This is a genomic window from Pseudomonas palleroniana (assembly GCF_003031675.1).
GTDB classification, from domain to species: domain Bacteria; phylum Pseudomonadota; class Gammaproteobacteria; order Pseudomonadales; family Pseudomonadaceae; genus Aquipseudomonas; species Aquipseudomonas palleroniana.
This window is the reverse complement of the sequence record NZ_PYWX01000049.1, coordinates 65,019-86,578: the sequence shown is the minus strand read 5'-3', so window position 1 is coordinate 86,578 and position 21,560 is coordinate 65,019. Positions and strand designations below refer to the sequence as shown.

Annotated in this window: 19 protein-coding genes and 1 pseudogene; 8 read left to right on the top strand and 12 right to left on the bottom strand. The window is 60.6% G+C overall.

The features are described 5' to 3' along the window. Positions 1-80 precede the first annotated feature (80 nt). Both C9383_RS16770 and C9383_RS16765 read right to left on the bottom strand, forming a co-directional pair. Positions 81-719 carry a peroxiredoxin gene (locus tag C9383_RS16770; RefSeq protein ID WP_015886425.1) on the bottom strand — a complete coding sequence of 213 codons (639 nt, stop codon included), beginning with the start codon at positions 717-719 and terminating at the stop codon, positions 81-83. A gap of 273 nt (positions 720-992) precedes the next feature. Next, positions 993-2,351, bottom strand: a complete 1,359-nt coding sequence (locus tag C9383_RS16765) for an OprD family porin (protein WP_060753548.1) — start codon at positions 2,349-2,351, stop codon at positions 993-995. Positions 2,352-2,721: 370 nt separating this feature from the next. Between C9383_RS16765 and tauA the strand changes: the two are divergent. Further along, positions 2,722-2,921: pseudogene (gene tauA, locus C9383_RS28420) on the top strand (taurine ABC transporter substrate-binding protein); the annotation flags it as partial. A 255-nt stretch (positions 2,922-3,176) separates the two neighbouring features. Here tauA and argA read toward each other — a convergent pair. After that, on the bottom strand, positions 3,177-4,478 hold the full coding sequence (argA, locus tag C9383_RS16760) for an amino-acid N-acetyltransferase (protein ID WP_060753549.1): 1,302 nt from the start codon (positions 4,476-4,478) through the stop codon (positions 3,177-3,179). 135 nt (positions 4,479-4,613) lie between these two features. Next, positions 4,614-5,762 (bottom strand): acetylornithine deacetylase, encoded by a 1,149-nt coding sequence (gene argE / locus C9383_RS16755; protein ID WP_090368093.1) that lies wholly within the window; start codon positions 5,760-5,762, stop codon positions 4,614-4,616. Between the two features lie 158 nt (positions 5,763-5,920). On the opposite strand from argE, the gene C9383_RS16750 reads away from it, so the two are divergent. Continuing rightward, the gene (locus tag C9383_RS16750) at positions 5,921-7,288 is read left to right on the top strand and encodes a CYTH domain-containing protein (RefSeq protein WP_090368091.1); all 1,368 of its coding nucleotides are present in this window, start codon (positions 5,921-5,923) and stop codon (positions 7,286-7,288) included. Between the two features lie 92 nt (positions 7,289-7,380). Here C9383_RS16750 and C9383_RS16745 read toward each other — a convergent pair whose 3' ends face one another. Continuing rightward, on the bottom strand, positions 7,381-7,851 hold the full coding sequence (locus C9383_RS16745) for an Lrp/AsnC family transcriptional regulator (RefSeq protein WP_060753552.1): 471 nt from the start codon (positions 7,849-7,851) through the stop codon (positions 7,381-7,383). 127 nt (positions 7,852-7,978) lie between these two features. On the opposite strand from C9383_RS16745, the gene C9383_RS16740 reads away from it, so the two are divergent. From C9383_RS16740 to C9383_RS16715, 6 genes are all read left to right on the top strand, one after another. Further along, positions 7,979-8,317, top strand: coding sequence for a hypothetical protein (locus C9383_RS16740; RefSeq protein ID WP_090368089.1), 339 nt, complete (start codon positions 7,979-7,981; stop codon positions 8,315-8,317). 84 nt (positions 8,318-8,401) lie between these two features. After that, positions 8,402-10,090: a GspE/PulE family protein gene (locus tag C9383_RS16735; protein WP_090368087.1), complete on the top strand. Its 1,689-nt coding sequence runs from the start codon at positions 8,402-8,404 to the stop codon at positions 10,088-10,090. A gap of 77 nt (positions 10,091-10,167) precedes the next feature. Next, positions 10,168-11,088, top strand: coding sequence for an SPFH domain-containing protein (locus C9383_RS16730; RefSeq protein ID WP_090368085.1), 921 nt, complete (start codon positions 10,168-10,170; stop codon positions 11,086-11,088). Between the two features lie 10 nt (positions 11,089-11,098). After that, complete coding sequence (locus tag C9383_RS16725) at positions 11,099-11,545, top strand: NfeD family protein (protein WP_060753556.1); 447 nt, start codon at positions 11,099-11,101, stop codon at positions 11,543-11,545. Positions 11,546-11,614: 69 nt separating this feature from the next. Next, positions 11,615-11,929 (top strand): DUF2388 domain-containing protein, encoded by a 315-nt coding sequence (locus C9383_RS16720; protein WP_060753557.1) that lies wholly within the window; start codon positions 11,615-11,617, stop codon positions 11,927-11,929. 163 nt (positions 11,930-12,092) lie between these two features. Next, positions 12,093-13,232 (top strand): DegT/DnrJ/EryC1/StrS family aminotransferase, encoded by a 1,140-nt coding sequence (locus C9383_RS16715; protein WP_090368081.1) that lies wholly within the window; start codon positions 12,093-12,095, stop codon positions 13,230-13,232. A gap of 42 nt (positions 13,233-13,274) precedes the next feature. On the opposite strand, the gene gcvH is transcribed toward C9383_RS16715, so the two are convergent. The 7 genes from gcvH to pepP all read right to left on the bottom strand — a co-directional run bounded on the left by gcvH (position 13,275) and on the right by pepP (position 21,544). Then, positions 13,275-13,658: a glycine cleavage system protein GcvH gene (gene gcvH / locus C9383_RS16710; protein ID WP_060753559.1), complete on the bottom strand. Its 384-nt coding sequence runs from the start codon at positions 13,656-13,658 to the stop codon at positions 13,275-13,277. A gap of 53 nt (positions 13,659-13,711) precedes the next feature. Next, positions 13,712-14,794: a glycine cleavage system aminomethyltransferase GcvT gene (gene gcvT, locus C9383_RS16705; protein WP_090368079.1), complete on the bottom strand. Its 1,083-nt coding sequence runs from the start codon at positions 14,792-14,794 to the stop codon at positions 13,712-13,714. 157 nt (positions 14,795-14,951) lie between these two features. Further along, entirely contained in the window at positions 14,952-16,568 is a 1,617-nt protein-coding gene (locus C9383_RS16700) for an ABC transporter permease (RefSeq protein ID WP_090368077.1), read from the bottom strand. 90 nt (positions 16,569-16,658) lie between these two features. Next, positions 16,659-17,663: an extracellular solute-binding protein gene (locus tag C9383_RS16695; RefSeq protein ID WP_090368075.1), complete on the bottom strand. Its 1,005-nt coding sequence runs from the start codon at positions 17,661-17,663 to the stop codon at positions 16,659-16,661. A 95-nt stretch (positions 17,664-17,758) separates the two neighbouring features. Continuing rightward, entirely contained in the window at positions 17,759-18,976 is a 1,218-nt protein-coding gene (locus tag C9383_RS16690) for a 2-octaprenyl-3-methyl-6-methoxy-1,4-benzoquinol hydroxylase (protein WP_162843548.1), read from the bottom strand. Between the two features lie 61 nt (positions 18,977-19,037). Continuing rightward, positions 19,038-20,225, bottom strand: a complete 1,188-nt coding sequence (gene ubiH / locus C9383_RS16685; protein ID WP_060753564.1) for a 2-octaprenyl-6-methoxyphenyl hydroxylase — start codon at positions 20,223-20,225, stop codon at positions 19,038-19,040. Next, complete coding sequence (gene pepP / locus C9383_RS16680; RefSeq protein ID WP_060753565.1) at positions 20,222-21,544, bottom strand: Xaa-Pro aminopeptidase; 1,323 nt, start codon at positions 21,542-21,544, stop codon at positions 20,222-20,224. Before pepP ends, ubiH begins: the two co-directional genes overlap by 4 nt. Between the last annotated feature and the right edge of the window lie 16 nt (positions 21,545-21,560).

The window sequence follows — 21,560 nt, the reverse complement described above, 5'->3', positions numbered from 1 at the left end:
CGATGGGGGTGTGTCAGTAGTGGATGTATTGACTGACACACCCCCATCGGGAGCAAGCCCCCTCCCACATAGGTCCTGTGTTAACGGTTGGGTTGCGGGGTCAACCGCAGGTATGGCTTCACCGCCCGGTAGCCTTTTGGAAAGCGCTTCTTGATTTCCTCTTCATCCTTGAGCGACGGCACGATCACCACTTCGTCACCGTCCTGCCAGTTGGCGGGGGTGGCGACCTTGTGGTTGTCGGTCAACTGCAACGAGTCGATGACCCGCAGGATTTCGTGGAAGTTGCGACCGGTGCTGGCCGGGTAGGTAATCGTCAGGCGAATCTTCTTGTTCGGGTCGATGACGAACAGGGAACGCACGGTGAGGGTGTCACTGGCATTCGGATGGATCAGGTCGTAGAGGTCCGACACCTTGCGATCGGCGTCGGCCAGGATCGGGAAGTTGACGACCGTGTTCTGGGTTTCGTTGATGTCTTCGATCCACTTGTGGTGCGAGTCCACCGGGTCGACCGACAGGGCAATCGCCTTGACGCCGCGCTGGGCAAATTCGTCCTTGAGCTTGGCGGTGAAACCCAGCTCGGTGGTGCACACCGGCGTGAAGTCCGCCGGGTGGGAAAACAGCACACCCCAGCTATCGCCCAGCCACTCATGGAAACGAATCTTGCCGGCGCTGGAATCCTGTTCGAAGTCGGGGGCGATGTCGCCCAGTCTTAGGCTCATGGTGTGGCTCCTGGTGAATGCTTATGGAGCCTACTGTGCATGGGTTGGAGATTATTTAAAAAGAATAAATATCGATTTATCTAGACGATAAAAGAATATTAAAAATCTGTTCATTGGACTTGGCGACGGGCGAGGATCAACATCGGTTTCAAGGTTCGAGAAGGCCTTGAGACGCTGTACAAAGAGGGGTTTCGGGAAGGGCTTGCGGGGGTTGAGCCCGACTTGAAAGCAAGACACCTTGCCCGGCATTGCGCCGGGCAAGGCTTTAAGCACTTACAACAGTGGAATCGAGTAGCTGACGATCAGACGGTTTTCGTCCTGGGAACGGGTGTTCGCCAGGTCGGTACGCCACATCGCGTTTTTCCAGGCAACGCCCAGGTTTTTCAGTGGGCCTTCCGGGATTACGTAGGCAACGGTGATGTCGCGTTCCCACTCGGATTGACCGGTCAGCTCGGCACGCGAGGCAGTAACGGTGTCGATATTGCTACCCTTGAGGTAGACAACACCGGCGGTCAGGCCAGGTACGCCAACCTTGGCGAAGTCGTAAGCGTAGCGAGCTTGCCAGGTACGCTCGCCGGCACGGGCGAACTTCTGGATTTGCATGTCAGTGGTGATGTAGGCCGACGAACCGTCGCCCTGGTTCAACCAAGGGAAGTCGCTGCTGCCATTGCTGACTTGGTAACCACCACCGAAGGTGTGACCGGCAACGGTGTACAGGAACAGGCCGCTGTACAGGTTGTTATCGACCTTGCCTTTACCCGAGGCAAAACCTTGGTAGTTACCGCTGGAATAGTAAGCGGCGGTATCACCGTTTTTACCATCGTCAGTGCTGTGGAAATAACGCAGGTCAGACTTCAAGACGCCCGGGCCGATTGCCCAGTTGTGGGTCAGACCCAGGAAGTGCTGCTTGTAGAAGTCTTCAAGATTGCCGTAGTAGTACTGGGCAGTCAGGTCCTTGGTCAGCTTGTAGTCGCCACCGGCGTAGTAGAACTTGTTGCTGAATCTGCCGGCATTGTAGTTGGAGCTGGCGTTGGCACCGCCGATCGACAGGTTTTCGTTGTTGCTGGAGTTACGGCCCTTGGCTTTTTCTACCTGACCGGCAACCAAGGTCAGATCCTTGATGTCGTTGGTAGTGATCTGGCCACCTTGGAAGGTTTGCGGCAGCAGACGGCCATCGTTGGTCACGATAACTGGCAGCTTAGGCTGCAGAGTGCCGAGTTTCAGTTCGGTTTGGGAGACCTTCACCTTGCCGGTCACGCCCAGGCTGGCGTAATCGTTGACAGCCTTGTTGCCGTCGCTCGGGAAGACGGTGCCGCCGGAAGCAGTGCCGGAGTAGTTGCCGTGGTTATCGCGGCTGGAATCCAGACGCACGCCGTACAGGCCAATGGCGTCAACACCGAACTGAACGGTACCTTGGGTGTAACCCGAGATGAAACGCAGGTCGAAGCCTTGGCCCCATTCAGCGTTCTTGCTGCGGCTGCTCGCTGTAGGAGCGCCATCGCGGTTGTCAGTGTTGATGTAGAAGTTACGCAGACCCAGAGTGGCCTTGCTGTCTTCGATGAAACCGGCGGAGTGTGCCTGTTGTGCAATTGCAGCCACAGCCACGGCCAACGCCAATGTTGACTTCTTCATGTACCGCTCCTCTCATTTCTAATTTTTGTATTTCTAAGGTCTCGGGTCTGACGCCCGTGATCCACAGATGCGCGATTAGCGCCAGATAGTGACTACCAAGTCAATCGTAACCTGATATGTCTACTACCTTCGTCTAATCGCAGTTAATTTGGTCCCTGCAGGGTAATGAGTTTTTCATACACCCAAAAAGAATTATTTCATTCTTTTTCATACGATTCAGGAATAAGCCTGGCCGATGAGCGAGATGGTCAGCGTAGACCAATCGCTCCAAAAGCTAATACCTGAAAAGTCTTTACCAGCCTTTCTTTAGATCGATTAGTGCGGCCGTACCTTTGCATACGTCACCCACGATCAAAAAGGCGACGCCATCATGGCCAAAGGCACATCCTCCCGTCAATTTGTTACAGTTTTTGTGTCACTAATAATTTCTTTTGCTGTCAAAGCGCCCCGCCCCATGAGCAGTTGATGGCGCCCGCCCCTCGCAGAGGCGCGGCTTCACGCAATCTATCGAATGTGATGTTTATCGTATCGGCGCAGATCAATGCTTCTGAAGTGCTAGTGATGCGCAACGACGAAAGCCGCTGGGGTGGCAAGGCATAAGGGAGGGGCAGGTCTAATGCCTGTCAGTTAAGCGATAGAGCAGACGATGGATAACCTGTGGGAGGGGCGGTGCGACGATTCGACTTGCTCCCGATAGGCCGAGCAGCGGCCTCAAAAATGGGCCTGCTACGCAGTCCATCGGGAGCAAGCCCCCTCCCACAATGACCGCGTTAAGCCTTAACTGACTGGCATTAGGGGCAGTGCCCTCCCTCCTTAATTGAGGGCCTAGAGCGCTTTCTCGAAAATCTTCGAATTACGCTGGTAGTTGTACAGCGACGCCCGCGCCGACGGCAGGCGATCCACGCTGCTCGGCACAAAGCCGCGCTCGCGGAACCAGTGAGCGGTGCGGGTGGTGAGAACAAACAGCGTCTTCAGCCCCTGCGCCCGGGCACGGGTTTGGATGCGTTCGAGCAACACGTCACCCCGCGCACCGTGACGGTACTCCGGGTTCACCGCCAGACACGCCAGTTCACCGGCATCCGAATCCGCGATCGGGTACAGCGCCGCGCAGGCGATGATCATGCCTTCACGCTCGACCACGCTGAACTGTTCGATCTCACGCTCCAGCACTTCACGCGAGCGGCGCACCAGAATGCCCTGCTCTTCCAACGGGCTGATCAGGTCGAGCAAGCCGCCGACGTCTTCAATCGCCGCCTCGCGCACCTGTTCGAATTGTTCCTGGGCCACCAGCGTACCGCCGCCGTCGCGGGTGAACAGCTCCGTGAGCAGAGCGCCGTCTTCGGCGTAACTGACGATGTGACTGCGCCCTACTCCACCGCGGCAAGCCTCGGCAGCGGCATCGAGCAATTCGGCCTGATAGTTGTTCGCGCCCAGGCGTTGCAAATGCGCCGGTACTTGCTGCGGGCGCAGTTCGCGCACCAGCCGGCCATTTTCATCGATCAGGCCCATGTCGGCGCCGAACAGCAACAGCTTGTCGGCACCCAGGTCGATGGCGGCGCGGGTGGCGACGTCTTCGCAGGCCAGGTTGAAGATCTCACCGGTGGGCGAGTAGCCCAAGGGCGACAACAGCACAATGGAGCGCTCGTCCAACAGACGGTTGATGCCCTTGCGATCGACCCGGCGCACTTCGCCGGTGTGGTGGTAATCCACGCCTTCGAGCACGCCGATAGGGCGGGCAGTCACCAGGTTGCCACTGGCGACACGCAGGCGCGAACCCTGCATCGGTGAAGAGGCCATGTCCATGGACAGGCGCGCCTCGATGGCGATACGCAGGTGGCCAACGGCGTCGATCACGCACTCCAGCGTCGCGGCATCAGTGATGCGCAAGCCTTCGTGGTAGGCCGGGGTCAGGCCGCGGGCCGCAAGGCGCGTTTCGATCTGAGGGCGCGAACCGTGTACCAGCACCAGCCGCACACCCAGGCTGTGCAGCAGCACCAGGTCATGGACGATATTGCCGAAGTTCGGATGTTCCACACCATCGCCAGGCAGCATGACCACAAAGGTGCAGTCGCGGTGGGCGTTGATGTAGGGCGAAGCGTGACGAAGCCAATTGACGTATTCGGGCATAAAACCTGGGCCTGTAATAAGTAGCAGCCAAACAAGGATGAATCGTGAAAGCGCACAGCGGGCTGATGGTTATCGTCGGAACAGGCTTGGCGACACGCTCGCTCTCCTTCTATGTACGAATGGGCAGGGGGTAAATTATGCGGGTTTCAGGCAGTAATGCTCGATCAGCTCCCGCAATAGACGCACTGTAGGCGTCAAGCGTGACATTTCGAGGTACTCGCCCGGTTGATGGGCGCAGGCGATGTCGCCAGGGCCCAGCACCAGGGTTTCACAACCAATTCGCTGAAGATAAGGCGCTTCGGTGCCGAACGCTACTGCTTCGGCACGATGGCCGGTCAATCGCTGCGCGACCCGGACCAGTTCGGCATCTTCCGGCTGCTCGAACGGGGGGACTTCGGGGAACAACGGCGCGTAGTCGATCTTGACCTGATGGCGCTCGGCCACGGGTTGCAGCTTTTGTCGGATCGCATCACGCAGCACCTGGGGGTCCATGCCCGGCAGGGGCCGCAGGTCGAACTCCAGGGAACATTGGCCGCAGATGCGATTGGGGTTGTCGCCACCATGGATACAACCGAAATTCAGGGTCGGCTGGGGCACGCTGAATTGCGGGTTGCGGTACTCACGCTGCCAGGCCAGGCGCAGGCCGCGCAGTTCGCCAATGGCGTCATGCATGGCTTCAAGGGCGCTATGGCCCAGGCTCGGGTCCGAGGAGTGGCCGCTTTGGCCAAGGATATCGATGCGTTCCATCATTACGCCTTTGTGCAGGCGGATCGGCTTGAGGCCGGTGGGCTCACCAATCACCGCCGCACGCCCCAACGGGCGGCCCGCTTCGGCCAGCGCGCGGGCGCCGGACATCGAGCTTTCTTCGTCACAGGTCGCCAGGATGAGCAACGGTTGCTTGAACGGTTGATCCAGCAGCGGCAATACGGCTTCGATTGCCAGCGCAAAAAAGCCTTTCATGTCACAGCTGCCCAGTCCTACCCAACGGCCATCGACTTCCGTCAGCTTCAACGGATCGGTCTTCCACAAGGCCGCGTCATAAGGAACGGTGTCGCTATGCCCCGCCAGCACCAGGCCACCCGGGCCGCTGCCGAAACTGGCGAGCAGGTTGAATTTACCGGGGCTGACTTGCTGGATGTCGATGGCAAAACCCAGGTCGCCCAGCCAGCCGGCGAGCAGATCGATCACCGGGCGGTTGGTCTGGTCGAGAGACGCTTGGGTGCAACTGACCGACGGTGCGGCAATCAGCGCAGCGAATTGCTCTTTCAGGGTAGGTAACGGCATACGCGGTCTCTCAACTTCCCGGATGAGCCCCACTATAGAGCCATCTGCACAACACAATAAACCGTTGCGGCGCGTTGCCGGGCGCAGTCCTGTACACTGCACGGCCTTGGCAGCCACTCTTTTCCCCGGCTGCGCTCCCGATCCTGGATGTTCCGGCCATGCAAAAAGAAACCGAAATCAAGCTCCGCGTCAGCCGCGAGACCCTCGCCGCGCTGCGTGAGCACCCGCTCCTGAAAAAACGCAACAAAAGTGGCTGGGAACGCCGTGAGTTGATGAATCAGTACTTCGACACCCCAGAGCGTGACCTGGCCCAGGCCAAAGTCGCCCTGCGCCTGCGCAAGGACGGTGACGATATCATCCAGACCCTCAAGACCCGTGGCCAGAGTGTCGCCGGCTTGTCGGAACGTAACGAATACAACTGGGACTTGCCCAAAGCCAAGCTCGACGTGAAGAAACTCGACGGCGAGTGCTGGCCCGAGCAACTGGCCGCGTTGGACAAAAAGACCCTCAAGCCGATCTTCACCACCGACTTTGTCCGCGAACGCGCTGAAATCGCCTGGGGCCGCGGTAAAGCCAAGGTGGTCATCGAGGCCGCCCTGGACCTGGGGCATGTTGTCGTCGGCAAGCAGAAAGAAGAAATCTGCGAGCTGGAACTGGAATTGCGCGAAGGCGAGCCGGCCGCCCTGCTGGAACTGGCCGCCGAACTGGCCGCAACCCTGGCGCTGATGCCCTGCGATATCAGCAAGGCCGAGCGCGGCTACCGCCTGTACGACGCCGGCAGCTATTCGCTGAGCCTGCCGGCGCCGCAGATTCACGCCGAAATGCCGTTGGACGACGCCTTCGCCGCCATCCTGTGGCATCTGCTGGGCAGCAGCCAGCGCCTGGCGGAGCAGTACCGCTTCAATGGCCACTGGCGGCTGTTGCAGGACTGGGTCGACAACCTCGGCGAATTGCGCGCCCTGGTCGGCAGCCTCGGCCAGGCTGCACCGCGTCAATCCACCAGCGAGCTGCGCAGCGCATTGGATGCATTGCTGGAAGACTGGCGCCCGCTGGTACAGGCCGGTGACGATGATGAAGACATCCGCAAAGCTGCGCCGGAACAATTCATCGAAGAATTGGAAGACGTGCGCTGGGGCCTGTTCTCGCTGAACGCTTCCCGCTGGCTGCTGGCCCGCACCTGGACCACCGACCGCAATGTGCGGGGCAACCGACAGGGCGCCGCGCAGATCACCAACTGGCTGCCACGCCTGCTGGCCGAAGATGCTGTCACCCTGCAACTGCCACGCTACCAGCAACAACCGGAAGACCTGGCCGAGCAACTGCCGCGCCTCGAACGCATCCAGGCCTGGCTGCATCATGCGCGTCAGGTGGTGGATATTCCGGAACTGGACCGCCTGTACGGCGAGCTGAACAAGTTGGTGCAACTGGCCAACCAGCCGATCACCGATGAATCCCTGGATGCGCGTATGCATCAGGCGATTGCGGTGTATCAGAATCGCGCCTGGAAAACCTTGCTGCGCCTGTAAGGGCGCTTTCGCGAGCAAGCCCGCTTCCACATTGGCATGTATTCACACATCAAAATGTGGAAAGGGGCTTGCTCCCAATGAGGTGCGCCTTGTCAGCGCAACACTGGCAGGCTGGTGGTGGATTTGATCTCCGACAACGCCACAATCGAATTGACCTCCTGAATACCCGGCACCATTGAGAGTTTCTCGAAGAAAAACCGCTCATACGCCTCGATATCCGACGTCACGATGCGCAGCAGGAAATCCACCGCCCCCATCAGCACATAACACTCCAACACTTCCGAAAACCCGCGAATCGCCTCGGTGAACTCGGTGAAGTTGGAACGACCGTGGGCGTTGAGTTTGACCTCGGCAAAGATCTGCGTGTTGAGGCCGATCTTCTTGCGATCCAGCAAGGTGACCTGACCACGAATCACCCCCTCCTCCTTGAGCCGTTGAATGCGCCGCCAGCAAGGTGACTGGGACAGGCCCACCTGTTCGGCGATCTGCGCACTGGACAACGAAGCATCCTCTTGCAGCAAGGCCAGGATACGGCGGTCGTACGCGTCCAATTCACTGTGCATAAAAATACTCATTTTGGAGAATGGATTGAATTGACCCATTCAATAAATCGTTATTTGCGCTCATTTTAGATAAGAAATCTCCGCTGACGAATGTAAAAATTTCTCCAACCTGATTTGGAGATTTCCCATGCACGCCGTCGAAGCCACCCAACCTGCCGCCCGCGTCGATGCCTGGGCCGTCAACAGCGCCCATTGCCAGGCGCATTACCGCATCATTGCCGAGGCTGAGCCCGATGTGTTGTGCCGTGTGCTCAACTATTTCGCTTTGCAATGCCTGACGCCACGGCAGGTACACCTGGACCGCGAGGACGACCTGTTGAGCCTCGATATCGTGATGGATGGTTTGAGCTGGCACCGTGCCCAAGTGATCGGCGAAAAGATTCGAAACCTGATCAGCGTGTGCTCGCTGGACCTATGGCCGGCTGATTCTGCGCAGCCTCCAGCGCGACTGGCGGCCGCTCAGTAAAGGCATGAAATACACGCGGGCAGAAGGATGTTCAGGGGCTGGCTAGCCTGGGGTTGACCTCCACTGCCCCCAGGAAAATCCACCATGCCCGTCGATCAACGATTGGAACTTCACCCGATGCTGCCGGCGTTGATCGACGCCGGGCTGATCACATCCGACGTTGCGCAGCGCTTGGCGAGGGTACCGGCCGACAACACCCAGCACCCACTTGAATGTATCGCCGCCCAGGGCCCCTGCCTGGAAACCCTGACCCAATGGCTGGCCCGCCAGGCCGGGCAGCCCTATTGGCGTATCGACCCGCTGAAGATCGACGTGGCGGCGGTCGTGCCATTGATGTCCCACGCCTTCGCACTACGCCACACCATACTCGCGGTGGCCGTCGACGCGCAGACCGTCACCGTCGCCAGCGCACAGCCCTATGTCACCGGTTGGGAGGCCGGGTTGGCGCAAGTACTCAAGCGCTCGATCAAACGCGTAGTCGCCAACCCCCAGGATATTCAGCGCTGCATCGCCGAGTTCTACCGGCTGGCCAGGTCGGTCAGCGGCGCAGATCAGAAGGCGGCGGCGCCCGGTAACTTCGAGCTGCTCAACCTGAGTGGCGGCGACGAGGAGCCGGATGCCAACGATGCGCATATCGTCAACATCGTCGACTGGCTGCTGCAGTACGCCTTCGGCCAACGGGCCAGCGATATCCATATCGAACCCTGCCGCGACCAGAGCCGCGTGCGTTTTCGCATCGACGGGTTATTGCACGACGTCTACCAGTTCCCGCCGCAGGTCACCATGGCAGTGGTCAGCCGCTTGAAAAGCCTGGGCCGGATGAATGTGGCAGAAAAACGCAAACCCCAGGACGGTCGGGTCAAAACCAAGAGCCCGACGGGCGCGGAAGTGGAACTGCGCCTCTCCACCCTGCCGACGGCCTTTGGCGAAAAGCTGGTGATGCGGATTTTCGACCCGCAGGTATTGCTCAAGGATTTTGATCAATTGGGCTTGTCGCCCGCAGATCAGCAGCGCTGGCACGCGATGACCGGCCAAGCCAACGGCATCATTCTAGTCACCGGCCCTACCGGCTCGGGCAAGACCAGCACGCTTTACGCCACGCTCAAGCAACTGGCGACCCGCGAGGTCAACCTGTGCACGGTAGAGGACCCGATCGAGATGGTCGAACCCGCCTTCAACCAGATGCAGGTGCAGCACAACATCGGCCTGACCTTCGCCAGCGGCATACGCGCACTGCTGCGTCAGGACCCGGATATCATCATGATCGGCGAAATTCGCGACCAGGAAACCGCAGAAATGGCGATCCAGGCCGCGCTCACCGGGCACCTGGTGCTGTCGACCCTGCACACCAACGATGCCCCCAGCGCCATCAGCCGCCTGCAGGAACTGGGAATTGCTCATTATTTGATCAAAGCTACGCTGATAGGAGTGATGGCGCAGCGTTTGGTGCGCCTCTTGTGCCCTCACTGCAAGCAAAGGGTAAATGCACCGGAAACTGCCCACGAGGCGGTCGGATGCGTGGAGTGTCGCGACAGCGGATATCGAGGCCGAGCCGGGCTCTACGAAATCATGCTGATGGACGAACCGCTCAAGGCATTGATCACGCCCGGTGCCGACGTGCAGGCGTTGCGCCGGGCGGCTGTCGAGCGAGGCATGTGCAGCCTGCGCATGGCCGGCCTGGAGAAAGTGAATGCCGGCCTGACCACACTGGCGGAAGTGTTACGGGTCACGCCTGGGGATTCAGAAACAAATCCTTTGATTGTGCAGCCGTGAAACCGTCCTTATCCGTGACCAGATCGTTACAATCGGTCGAACATCGTTTTACTGACACCTTCAGATAGGGAATCGCCATGCAGATCGGAACCGTACTGCTTTTGTTCGTGGGGTTGGCCGTCGCCATCCTGTTCATGGGTTTTAAAGTGGTGCCCCAGGGCTACCAGTGGACAGTCGAGCGTTTCGGCCGCTACACCAACACCCTCAAACCCGGCCTCAACATAATTATCCCGGTCATGGACCGCATCGGTCGCAAGATCAACGTGATGGAAAGCGTGCTGGATATTCCCCCTCAGGAAGTGATCACCGCCGACAACGCCACCGTGCAGATCGACGCCGTGTGCTTCTTCCAGGTGGTCAACACCGCCCAGGCGGCCTACGAGGTCAACAACCTCGAACACGCCATCCGCAACCTGCTGCAAACCAATATTCGTACCGTGCTCGGCTCCATGGAGCTGGATGCCATGTTGAGCCAGCGTGACGGCATCAACGAAAAACTGCTGCGCACCGTCGATGAAGCGACGGCACCCTGGGGCATCAAGATCACCCGCATCGAGATCAAGGACATCAGCCCACCTGCCGACCTGATGGCCGCCATGTCGGGCCAGATGAAGGCCGAGCGGATCAAGCGTGCGCAAATCCTGGAGGCTGAGGGCCTGCGGGCATCGGCGATCCTGACTGCCGAAGGCAAGAAGCAGGCGCAGATCCTTGAGGCCGAGGGTAGCCGTCAGGCGGCGTTCCTGGAGTCCGAAGCCCGTGAGCGTCAGGCCGAAGCGGAAGCCCGTGCGACCCAGGTGGTTTCGCAGGCTATCGCGTCGGGCGACGTGCAGGCGGTGAACTACTTCGTCGCGCAAAAATACATCGATGCGCTGGGCAAGCTGGCTTCGGCCAACAACAGCAAGGTGATCCTGATGCCGCTGGAGGCCAGCCAAGTGATCGGCGCCGTCGGTGGCATCGGCGAAATCGTCAAGGCCACCTTCGACAACAAGAAAGGCTGAGGCACTCGTCATGTGGGATTTCCTGCAGCATCTGTCGTTCTGGGATTGGCTGGCACTGGGTACGGTGTTGTTGATCCTCGAGGTCTTCGGCGCCGGTGGTTACCTGCTGTGGATGGGCATCGCGGCGGCGGCCGTGGGCGTGATCAAGTTCCTGATCCCGCCGCTCGGGCTGGAATGGCAACTGCTGCTGTTCGCCGTGTTGTCGATCCTGACGGCCGTGTACTGGTGGAAACGCCAGCGCAGCAGCGCCAAGGTCAGCGATCAGCCGGGGCTGAACATGCGTGGTTCGGAGTTGATCGGTCGCACATTTGTGGTGCACCAGGCCATCGTCGATGGCCGGGGCAAGATAAAAGTCGGCGATGGGGTGTGGATGGTGACCGGGCCGGACAGCGCCGTAGGCGCTCAAGTACGCGTTACCGCGCAGAACGGGGCAGTTTTGCAAGTCGAAACTGTTTAGTCAGTGATGGAACTCGGTTGGGTTAACTACAATCAAATCGTTCAGATAACCCACCCGGAGTCACCCATCATGCGTCTTAAATATGCTGTCGCAACCCTTGCCGTGCTTTCTCTTCCTGTCGGCTCAGCCATGGCCGACAGCTTCTGGCGTAACGTCATCTCATCGGGTGCTACCACCGGCTCGACCTACCTGACTTTCAAAGACCACAAGATGGTCGTTGCCGCGCAAGACGACGCCGGCAGCTTCGTTGCCAGCGATGGTGGTATTCGCGGGCCGTACCTGGAAGCCGCCATGCAGAAAGTCCGCGCCGACAACCCTGGCCTGAAGGCCACCGACATGGAACTGGCTAACGCCATCCTGGCGAAAAACGCCGTTACCGAGTAATAGCACTCGCTGAAAAAATGCCGCTTTATGAAGCGGCATTTTTTTGCCCGTACCATGACGATTCATTCACGTGTGACAGCCTATATTCAGTCAAACCGTGCAACCATGCGGTATTGATACGTCTATTATTCATCGTTTACCTGAAACGGATGCCTTCTTCGCCATGAGCCAACAGCCTTTTCTGCCGTTCTCCAAACCTACCATTGATGAAACCACCATCGCGGCAGTCGGCGATGTACTGCGCTCCGGCTGGATCACCAGCGGGCCGAAGGTGCAGGCATTCGAGGCTCAGCTATCGGAGTACTTTGGTGGCCGCCCGGTGCGCACTTTCAACTCGGGCACCTGCACCATGGAGATCGCCTTGCGCATCGCCGGTATCGGTGCCGGGGACGAAGTCATCACCACTCCGATCTCCTGGGTCGCTACAGCCAACGTGATCCTGGAAGTGGGCGCCAAGCCGGTGTTCGCCGATATCGACCCGGTCACCCGCAATATCGACCTGGCTCAGGTAGAAGCTGCAATTACCCCGCGCACCAAGGCAATCATCCCGGTGTTCCTGGCGGGCCTGCCCCTGGACATGCCAATGCTTTATGCGCTGGCCAACAAGTACAACCTGCGCATCATCGAAGACGCCGCTCAGGCGTTGGGTTCCAGCTGGGACGGCGAACGTATCGGCGCTACCGGTGACTTCGTGTCGTTCAGCTTCCAGGCCAACAAAAACATCACCTCTTCTGAAGGCGGTTGCCTGGTGTTGAACAACGCCGAGGAAGCGCGCCTGGCAGAAAAATATCGCCTGCAGGGCGTGACGCGTACAGGTTTCGATGGCCTGGACGTCGACGTGCTGGGCGGCAAGTTCAACATGACCGACATCGCCGCCGCCATTGGCCTGGGGCAGTTCGCTCATATCGAAAAGATCACCGCCCATCGCCAGAACCTGGCACGACACTACTTCAAATGCTTCGGCAGCGATTTTGAAGAGAAATACGGCGCGCAGTTGCCACCTGCGGATTTCGAAAACAGCAATTGGCATCTGTTCCAACTCGTGCTGCCTGAGCGCCAGGACGGCCTGCCGGCACGTGCGACATTCATGGAGCAGATGCAGGCCCACGGCGTCGGCATTGGCTATCACTATCCACCGATCCACCTGCTGAGCCTATATCGGGCACAGGGGTTCAAGGAAGGCATGTTCCCGGTAGCCGAGCGTGTTGGACGTTTGATCGTGTCGTTGCCGATGTTCACGGCGATGACAGAGGCGGATGTCGAGCGGTCTGTAGCTGCTGTAAAAGCGGTATTGCAGCGCTGAAAACCGTCGCTGGAGCCGGGTTGCCCGGCTCCAGCGGCAGCATCACTCGCCGATGGCGGCCTTGTAGCCGGCGGCATCCAGCAGTTTTTCCAGGTCAGCCGGGTTGCTTGGCTTGAGCTTGAAGATCCACGCGCCGTAAGGATCTGAGTTCAGCAATTCAGGGCTGGCACTCAGCTCTTCGTTGACAGCAATCACTTCGCCAGCAATCGGCGAGTAGATATCCGAAGCCGCTTTCACCGACTCAACCACCCCCGCCTGGGCCTCTGCGGCAAACACGTTGCCGACTTCCGTCAGCTCAACGAACACCACATCACCCAGCGCTTCCTGAGCATGGTCGGAGATCCCGACGGTCACCGTGCCGTCAGCTTCCAGACGGGCCCATTCGTGGCTTTCGGCAAAACGCAGTTCGGCAGGGATATCGCTCATAGTCTGTGTCCTCAAGAAGAAATGTCAGCGGCCTTCGGCCTGCCGGAAATAGGTTAGATCAAGGTTTTGCCATGGCGCACGAAGGTCGGCTTGACCACTCGAACCGGGTACCACTTGCCGCGGATTTCCACTTCGGCCCGATCGGCGGTGGCCGTCGGTACACGCGCCAAGGCAATGGATTTACTCAGCGTAGGAGAGAAACTACCACTGGTGATCTCTCCTTCGCCAACATTGGCGATACGAACCACTTGATGAGCGCGCAAAACCCCGCGTTCCTCCAGCACCAGCCCGACCAATTTGAACTGCACACCTGCGGCTTTTTCCGCCTCCAGTGCCGCGCGGCCGATGAAATTGCGCTCGACAGGCTCCCAGGCAATGCTCCACGCCATATTGGCCGCGAGCGGTGAAACGTCCTGGTGAATATCCTGGCCATACAGGTTCATACCGGCTTCCAGGCGCAACGTATCGCGGGCGCCAAGGCCGATCGGTGAAATGCCGGCGCCGACCAGGTCGTTGAAAAAGCCCGGAGCCTGATCGGCAGGCAGGACAATCTCCAGGCCGTCTTCGCCGGTATAACCCGTGCGGGCAATAAACCAGTCGCCGTCGGCCTGGCCCTCAAAGGGCTTGAGCTGGTGGATCAGGTTGCTGCGGGACTGGGTCACCAGTTCGGCGATTTTGTGCCGGGCATGCGGGCCTTGGATAGCCAGCATGGCCAACTCGGACCGCTCTTGCAGCTGCACCGAAAAATGCCCCAACTGCGCCTGCATCCACGCCATGTCCTGGTCGCGGGTGGCGGCATTGACCACCAGCCGGTAACCGGTTTCGGTGCGGTAGACGATCATGTCGTCGACCACCCCGCCCTGCTCGTTGAGCATGGCGCTGTACAACGCACGGCCGCAGCCGTGCAAACGATCCACATCATTGGCCAGTAAATACTGAAGCCACTCCTTGGCCTGACGGCCTGTGACATCGATCACGGTCATATGGGATACATCGAACACCCCGCAGTCGCGTCGCACCTGGTGGTGTTCTTCAACTTGCGAACCGTAATGCAGAGGCATATCCCAACCGCCAAAATCGACCATTTTCGCGCCGAGGGCGAGATGCAGGTCATACAGAGGCGTACGCTGTCCCATGGGTTTCTCCTTCCGGGCTTGGCGAAGGTGCGCGGAGCAGCTATTCGCGCCTGAACGCCTTGAATTACAAGGCCCGCAGCCACGTCCAGCGACCCGCTCCGAAAGACGAAGCGCACCGAATGCCGCGCATTGTAGCCGCAAGCCGGAGTACTGACACCTAACCGATTTGCCTCGCAGACCTGCGGATCAGCCCAATCACCGGCAAAAGGCCAACCAGTACCAGCGTCAGTGCCGGCAAGGAGGCCCGTGCCCATTCGCCCTCGCTGGTCATTTCAAAGATGCGCACCGCCAAGGTATCCCAGCCGAACGGGCGCATCAGCAAGGTAGCGGGCATTTCCTTGAGGACATCCACGAACACCAGCAGTGCTGCGCTCAACGCCCCGGGCAGCAATAACGGCAGATACACTTTGAAAAACAGTCGCGGGCCACCGACGCCAAGACTGCGCGACGCTTCCGGCAACGATGGGCGTATTCGCGCCAAGCTGCTTTCCAACGGCCCGTAGGCCACCGCCAGGAATCGCACCAGATACGCCAACACCAACGCCGACAAACTACCCAGCAACAGCGGCTTGCCCGCGCCACCCAACCAGCCTGACAGCGGCACCACCAGCTCGCGGTCCAGATAACTGAACGCGAGCATGATCGACACCGCCAGTACCGAGCCCGGCAAGGCATAGCCGACATTGGCCAGACTGATGCCGGAGCGAATCGTTCGTGTCGGTGCCAGACGGTTGGCGAAGGCCAGGATCAACGCCACGCTGACCGTTATCAGCGCCGCAATGCCCCCCAGGTAGAGCGTGTGAACAATCAGCCCGGCGTAGCGCTCATCCAGGTCGAACCGGCCTCGCTGCCAGAACCAGGCAATCAGTTGCAGCATCGGAATCACAAACGCGCAGGCGAACACCAGCATGCACCAGCCGCTGGCCGCCAGAGCCTTGAACCCGTGCAGCTGATACAGCGCCTTGCCCCGCGGCCGCTCGTTGCTCGGTCGACTCGCGCCACGGGCGCGCCGTTCGCCGTAGAGCACCAACATGACGACCAGCAACAACAAGCTGGCAAGCTGTGCCGCGCTGGACAGGCTGAAAAATCCGTACCAGGTCTTGTAGATCGCGGTGGTGAAGGTATCGAAATTGAACACCGATACCGCGCCAAAATCCGCCAGGGTCTCCATCAGGGCCAAGGCGACGCCGGCGCCAATCGCCGGCCTGGCCATGGGCAACGCCACGCGCCAGAACGCTTGCCACGGCGACTGCCCCAACACGCGCGCGGCCTCCATCAAGCCTTTGCCTTGGGCGAGAAACGCGGTGCGCGCCAGCAGGTAGACATACGGGTAAAACACCAGCACCAGCACGATAATCACACCACTGGTGGAACGCACCCGTGGTAGGCGCAAGCCCGCGCCGAACCACTCACGCAACAGCGTTTGCACCGGGCCTGCGAAGTCCAGCAGGCCGACAAACACAAAGGCCAGCACGTAGGCGGGAATCGCAAAGGGCAGCATCAGCGCCCAGTCGAGCCAGCGGCGTCCGGGGAATTCACACAGGCTGGTCAACCACGCCAGGCTGACACCCAGCAGCGTCACGCCAACACCCACGCCCAGCACCAAGGTCAAGGTATTGCCCAGCAGGCGTGGCATCTGGGTTTCCCAGAGGTGAGACCAGATCTGCGGGTCGATGCTTTGCCAGGACAACAGCAGCACGCTCAGCGGTAGCAGCACCAGCGCCGCTACGGTGAAGACCGGCAGGTACCAGCGGCGTTGGGCGGGGTGGGCCAAAATCAGTGCTCAGTCAATAAATTGCATGCCATCACCGCAGTCCGATGTGGGAGGGGGCACCCCCTCTCACATTTGCAACTGCGGTGCCGTTCAGTTCCAGCCGGCGCGATCCATCAACCGAATGGCCTCGGCCTGACGCTTGCCCGCCACTTCAACCGGCAGGGTGTCCGCCACGAATTTGCCCCAGGTCGCCACTTCGGCCGAAGGTGGCACCGCCGGGTTGGCTGGGAACTCCTGGTTCACATCCGCAAAGATCTGCTGAGCTTCGGGCGTGGTCATCCATTCCACCAGCGCCTTGGCCGCTTCCGGGTGAGGTGCGTGCCGGGTCAGGCCGATGCCCGACAAGTTCACATGCACGCCACGGTCGCCCTGGTTCGGCCAGAACAGTTTCACCGCCAGGTTCGGGTTCTGCTTATGCAGGCGGCCGTAGTAGTAGGTGTTGACGATACCCACGTCGCACTGCCCGGCGTTGATGGCTTCGAGCACGGCAATGTCATCGGAGAACACGTCGGTGGACAGGTTGTTGACCCAGCCCTTGACGATTTCTTCGGTCTTGGCCGCGCCATGGGTTTCGATCAACGTGGCGGTCAGCGACTGGTTATAGACCTTCTTCGCCGTGCGCAGGCACAGGCGGCCTTCCCACTGTTTGTCGGCCAGGGCTTCGTAGGTGGTGAGGTCGCCCGGTTTTACCCGGTCGGTGGAATAGGCGATGGTCCGCGCGCGCAGGCTCAAGCCGGTCCAGGTGTGCTTGGACGAGCGGTATTGCAGGGGAATGTTCTTATCGATCACCGGGGAAGTGAACGGTTGCAGGATGCCCATTTGCTCAGCCTGCCAGAGGTTGCCGGCATCGACGGTGAGCAGCAGGTCGGCGGTGGCATTTTCACCTTCGGCCTTGATGCGCTGCATCAACGGAGCTTCCTTGTCGGTGATGAACTTCACCTGCACACCGGTCTTCTGGGTGTAGGCGTCGAACACCGGCTTGATCAGTTCGTCGATGCGCGAGGAGTAGACCACGACTTCGTCGGCGGCCTGCACGGTGGTGCTGCCGATGAGGGTGAGTGCCAGGGCAGTCAGGAGGCGCTTGGGTGCCAACATGGGTGCGGTCTCTCATTTGCAAAAAGAGGGCAAATGATAAGGACTCACATTTGGTAGCGCTCAGCGGAGGCGTTACCAGATGTTGCACATCGGCCTCAGGGCCTGGCCAGCTCCGGCAGATCTCCGCTCAATCCCAAAGCCTGGCGCACAAACACCGCCTTGGCCTCAGGCATCTGATCGACCATTTTCAAGCCGGCATTACGCAGCCAGCGCAACGGCAACTGGTCGGCCTGGAACAACCGCTCAAACCCTTCCATCGCCGCCATCAGCGCGAGGTTATGCGGCATACGCCGACGCTCGTAACGACTCAGTACCTTCACGTCCGCCAGACGCTCACCACGCTCGGCGGCCGACAGCAAGACTTCGGCCAGCACCGCTGCATCGAGAAACCCCAGGTTCACGCCCTGCCCCGCCAGCGGGTGGATCACATGGGCCGCGTCGCCGATCAATGCCAGGCCTTCGGCTACGTAGCGCTTGGCATGACGCTGGCGCAACGGCACGCAGACCCGTGGGTCGGCGCTGACCACCGTGCCGAGACGCCCTTCAAAGGCACGCTCCAGCTCACGGCAGAAGCCTTCATCATCCAGCGCCATCAGGCGTTCAGACTCAGCCGGAGTAGTCGACCAGACGATCGAACACCAATCCTCCTGCCCATCACGCACCAAGGGCAGGAATGCCAGCGGCCCGGTATCGGTAAATCGCTGCCACGCCGTGCGTTGGTGCGATTGGCTGCTGCGCACGCTAGTGACGATGGCGTTATGCAGGTAATCCCATTCACGGGTCGGCGTGCCGGTCAGGCGGCGCACGGCAGAGTTGGCGCCATCGGCGGCGATCACCAGCGGCGCACGCAACGTGCGGCCGTCGGCCAGGGTCAGCAGCCAGTCATCGCCGGAGCGGCGCATCTGTTCCAGGCGCGCATTGGCCAACAGGCCCAGGTCGCAGTCATGCAGCCGGTCGAGCAAGGCATCCTGAACCACGCGGTTCTCGACGATATGCCCCAGTACGTCAGCGTGCACGCTGGCCGCCGAAAAGTGGATCTGCCCCGTACCGCTGCCATCCCACACCTGCATCTCGCCGTAGGGGCTGGCACGCCGTTCGACGATGCCTTCCCACACGCCAAGTCGCTCGAGAATGCGCTGGCTGGCGGCCGACAAGGCGCTCACGCGAGGCTCGAAGGCCGCCTCAAGGTCGAACGGCTTGACACTCAGCGGGCTGCCGTCGAGCAACAGCACCTGCAGGCCACTACCCTGCAACGCCAGCGCGAGCGCGCTTCCGACCATTCCGGCCCCGACAATCAGCACATCTGCGCGCATGTCCATGCTTTAAGCCTTGTCTCGTGTGCGGCACAGGCCGCGAATAAAGGAGTGGACTGGTTCAAACATCGGGACGCGTGCCCAGCCCCATGGCCTGGCGGGCGAACCAGCGTTTGGCCGGTGGCAGTAGATCCAGCCCCAGCAGCCCGAGGTTGCGGCCCAAGGCCACTACCGGTTGTGCGCTGCCAAACAAACGCGTGACCTGGTCGGAGAAGCCCACGGTCAGGTTCTGGTCCAGGCGCTGGCGCTCGCGATAGCGCTGCAGGGTCGCCAGGTCACCCGGTATCGCCGGCCCGGCCAACAACGCCTCGGCCAGGGCACTGGCATCGCGCAGGGACAGGTTGAACCCTTGCCCGGCGATCGGGTGCAGGCTGTGGGCGGCATTACCGAGGATGACCAGGTGCGAACGTACCTGCTCTTCGGCCTCCACCAACGTCAACGGGTACAGGTGACGGGCACCGACTTGCTTGAGGGTGCCCAGGCGATAGCCGAACACGCCCTGCAGCTCGCTCAGGAAACTGCGCTCGTCGAGGTTGGCCAAGCGCTGGGCGTCCATGCCAAGCCGCGTCCAGACCAGTGCGCAACGGTTGTCCGGCAACGGCAGCAGGGCCATCGGGCCTTCATCGGTGAAGCGTTCGAAGGCCTCGCCGTTGTGAGCTTCGCTCGGCGTGATATTGGCGATCAAGGCGCTCTGGTTGTAGGGGCGGGTTTTGACCCCGATGCCCAGTTGCTCGCGCAAACCGGAGCGACCACCGTCGGCCAGCACCGCCAGGTCGCATTCCAGCACGGTCTCATCGTTAAGCGTCAGGCGATAGCCGTCGGGCAGCGGCTCCAGGCGGGTCACTTCCGCCGGGCAGCGCCAGCTGATCACGTCTTTGTCCAGACCTTGCCACAGGCATTGGCCGAGCCAGGCGTTTTCCACCACGTAACCCAGGGCAGGCACGCCCTCCTCCAAGGCGGACAACCGCGCGGTGGAGAAACGGCCACGATCCGACACATGAATCTGCTTGATCGGCTCGGCGCGACGGGAGATTTGCTGCCACAGGCCCAGGCGCTGATAAATCTGCCGGGCACCAAACGACAGCGCCGATGAACGCGCGTCATAGCTGGGTTGGTAAGTGTCACCGGGGGCGAACGGCTCGATCAGCACGATCTTCCAGCCCCGTGCCTTGGCCCCGGCCTGCAGGGCCAGCGCCAGGCTGGCACCTACCAGGCCGCCACCGATAATCGCCAGGTTGACGCGGCTCATCGGGCAGCCGCCATCAACGCTTCGATGTCAGCGACGGTCTTGGGCACGCCGCCGGTCAGGATTTCACAGCCTTGCTTGGTCACTACCACGTCGTCCTCGATGCGTACGCCAATGCCACGCCACTTCTTTGCCACGTTCTGGTTGTCCGGCGCGATATAAATCCCCGGCTCCACGGTCAATGCCATGCCGACTTCCAGCACACGCCATTCACCGCCCACCCTGTATTCGCCCACATCGTGCACATCCATGCCCAGCCAATGGCCGGCGCGATGCATGTAGAACGCGCGGTAGGCCTCGCTGGCGATCAGTTCATCGACATCGCCCTGTAACAACCCCAGGTCCACCAGCCCCGTAGTGATGACGCGCACCGTCGCCTCATGGGCCTGGTTCCAATGCTTGTTCGGCGCGATCTCGGCAAAGGCGGCTTCCTGGGAGGCCAGCACAATTTCGTAGATCGCCTTTTGCTCGGGCGAAAACTTGCCATTGACCGGCCAGGTACGGGTGATGTCACTGGCATAGCAGTCGATTTCGCAACCGGCGTCGATCAGCACCAGGTCACCGTCCTTGAGCAGTGCGTCATTGCGCTGGTAATGCAGGATGCAGCTGTTGCGCCCGGCGGCGACGATGGAGCCATAGGCCGGCATCTTGGCACCGCCCTTGCGGAACTCGTAATCCAGCTCGGCTTCCAGGCTGAACTCATACAAGCCGGCGCGACTGGCCTGCATCGCCTTCACGTGGGCCGCACAGGAGATACGTGCAGCCTCACGCATCACCTTCACTTCTGCCGCCGATTTATACAGGCGCATGTCGTGCAGCAGATGATCCAGGGCAACAAATTCGTTCGGCGGCTGCGCGCCCAGGTGCGCTTTGGAGCGGATCACGTTGATCCACTCCATCAGGTGCCGGTCGAACTCGGCGTTGCTGCCCATGGCCGAATACACCCGGTCGCGGCCTTCGATCAGGCCGGGCAGGATGTCGTCGATATCGGTGATGGGAAAGGCGTCGTCGGCGCCAAAGTCACGCACTGCGCCTTCGGTGCCGGCGCGCAGGCCGTCCCACAATTCGCGTTCGGCATTGCGCTCGCGGCAGAACAGCACGTACTCGCCGTGCAGGCGACCGGGCATCAGCACAATCACCGCTTCAGGCTCGGGGAAGCCGCTCAGGTACTGGAAGTCGCTGTCCTGGCGGTATATGTGTTCGACATCACGGTTGCGGATCGCCACGGCGGCGGCCGGCAGGATCGCGATGCTGTTGGGTTCCATCTGCGCCATCAGCGCCTTGCGGCGCCGGGCGTATTCCGCTCTGGGGATATGAATCATGGGCAGATGGGCGTCC

What these genes read in the sequence shown, in the direction of transcription:
- C9383_RS16770 (WP_015886425.1), bottom strand. Translation starts at nt 719, where the DNA reads ATGAGCCTAAGACTGGGCGACATCGCCCCCGACTTCGAACAGGATTCC.
- C9383_RS16765 (WP_060753548.1), bottom strand. Translation starts at nt 2,351, where the DNA reads ATGAAGAAGTCAACATTGGCGTTGGCCGTGGCTGTGGCTGCAATTGCA.
- argA (WP_060753549.1), bottom strand. Translation starts at nt 4,478, where the DNA reads ATGCCCGAATACGTCAATTGGCTTCGTCACGCTTCGCCCTACATCAAC.
- argE (WP_090368093.1), bottom strand. Translation starts at nt 5,762, where the DNA reads ATGCCGTTACCTACCCTGAAAGAGCAATTCGCTGCGCTGATTGCCGCA.
- C9383_RS16750 (WP_090368091.1), top strand. Translation starts at nt 5,921, where the DNA reads ATGCAAAAAGAAACCGAAATCAAGCTCCGCGTCAGCCGCGAGACCCTC.
- C9383_RS16745 (WP_060753552.1), bottom strand. Translation starts at nt 7,851, where the DNA reads ATGCACAGTGAATTGGACGCGTACGACCGCCGTATCCTGGCCTTGCTG.
- C9383_RS16740 (WP_090368089.1), top strand. Translation starts at nt 7,979, where the DNA reads ATGCACGCCGTCGAAGCCACCCAACCTGCCGCCCGCGTCGATGCCTGG.
- C9383_RS16735 (WP_090368087.1), top strand. Translation starts at nt 8,402, where the DNA reads ATGCCCGTCGATCAACGATTGGAACTTCACCCGATGCTGCCGGCGTTG.
- C9383_RS16730 (WP_090368085.1), top strand. Translation starts at nt 10,168, where the DNA reads ATGCAGATCGGAACCGTACTGCTTTTGTTCGTGGGGTTGGCCGTCGCC.
- C9383_RS16725 (WP_060753556.1), top strand. Translation starts at nt 11,099, where the DNA reads ATGTGGGATTTCCTGCAGCATCTGTCGTTCTGGGATTGGCTGGCACTG.
- C9383_RS16720 (WP_060753557.1), top strand. Translation starts at nt 11,615, where the DNA reads ATGCGTCTTAAATATGCTGTCGCAACCCTTGCCGTGCTTTCTCTTCCT.
- C9383_RS16715 (WP_090368081.1), top strand. Translation starts at nt 12,093, where the DNA reads ATGAGCCAACAGCCTTTTCTGCCGTTCTCCAAACCTACCATTGATGAA.
- gcvH (WP_060753559.1), bottom strand. Translation starts at nt 13,658, where the DNA reads ATGAGCGATATCCCTGCCGAACTGCGTTTTGCCGAAAGCCACGAATGG.
- gcvT (WP_090368079.1), bottom strand. Translation starts at nt 14,794, where the DNA reads ATGGGACAGCGTACGCCTCTGTATGACCTGCATCTCGCCCTCGGCGCG.
- C9383_RS16695 (WP_090368075.1), bottom strand. Translation starts at nt 17,663, where the DNA reads ATGTTGGCACCCAAGCGCCTCCTGACTGCCCTGGCACTCACCCTCATC.
- C9383_RS16690 (WP_162843548.1), bottom strand. Translation starts at nt 18,976, where the DNA reads ATGCGCGCAGATGTGCTGATTGTCGGGGCCGGAATGGTCGGAAGCGCG.
- ubiH (WP_060753564.1), bottom strand. Translation starts at nt 20,225, where the DNA reads ATGAGCCGCGTCAACCTGGCGATTATCGGTGGCGGCCTGGTAGGTGCC.
- pepP (WP_060753565.1), bottom strand. Translation starts at nt 21,544, where the DNA reads ATGATTCATATCCCCAGAGCGGAATACGCCCGGCGCCGCAAGGCGCTG.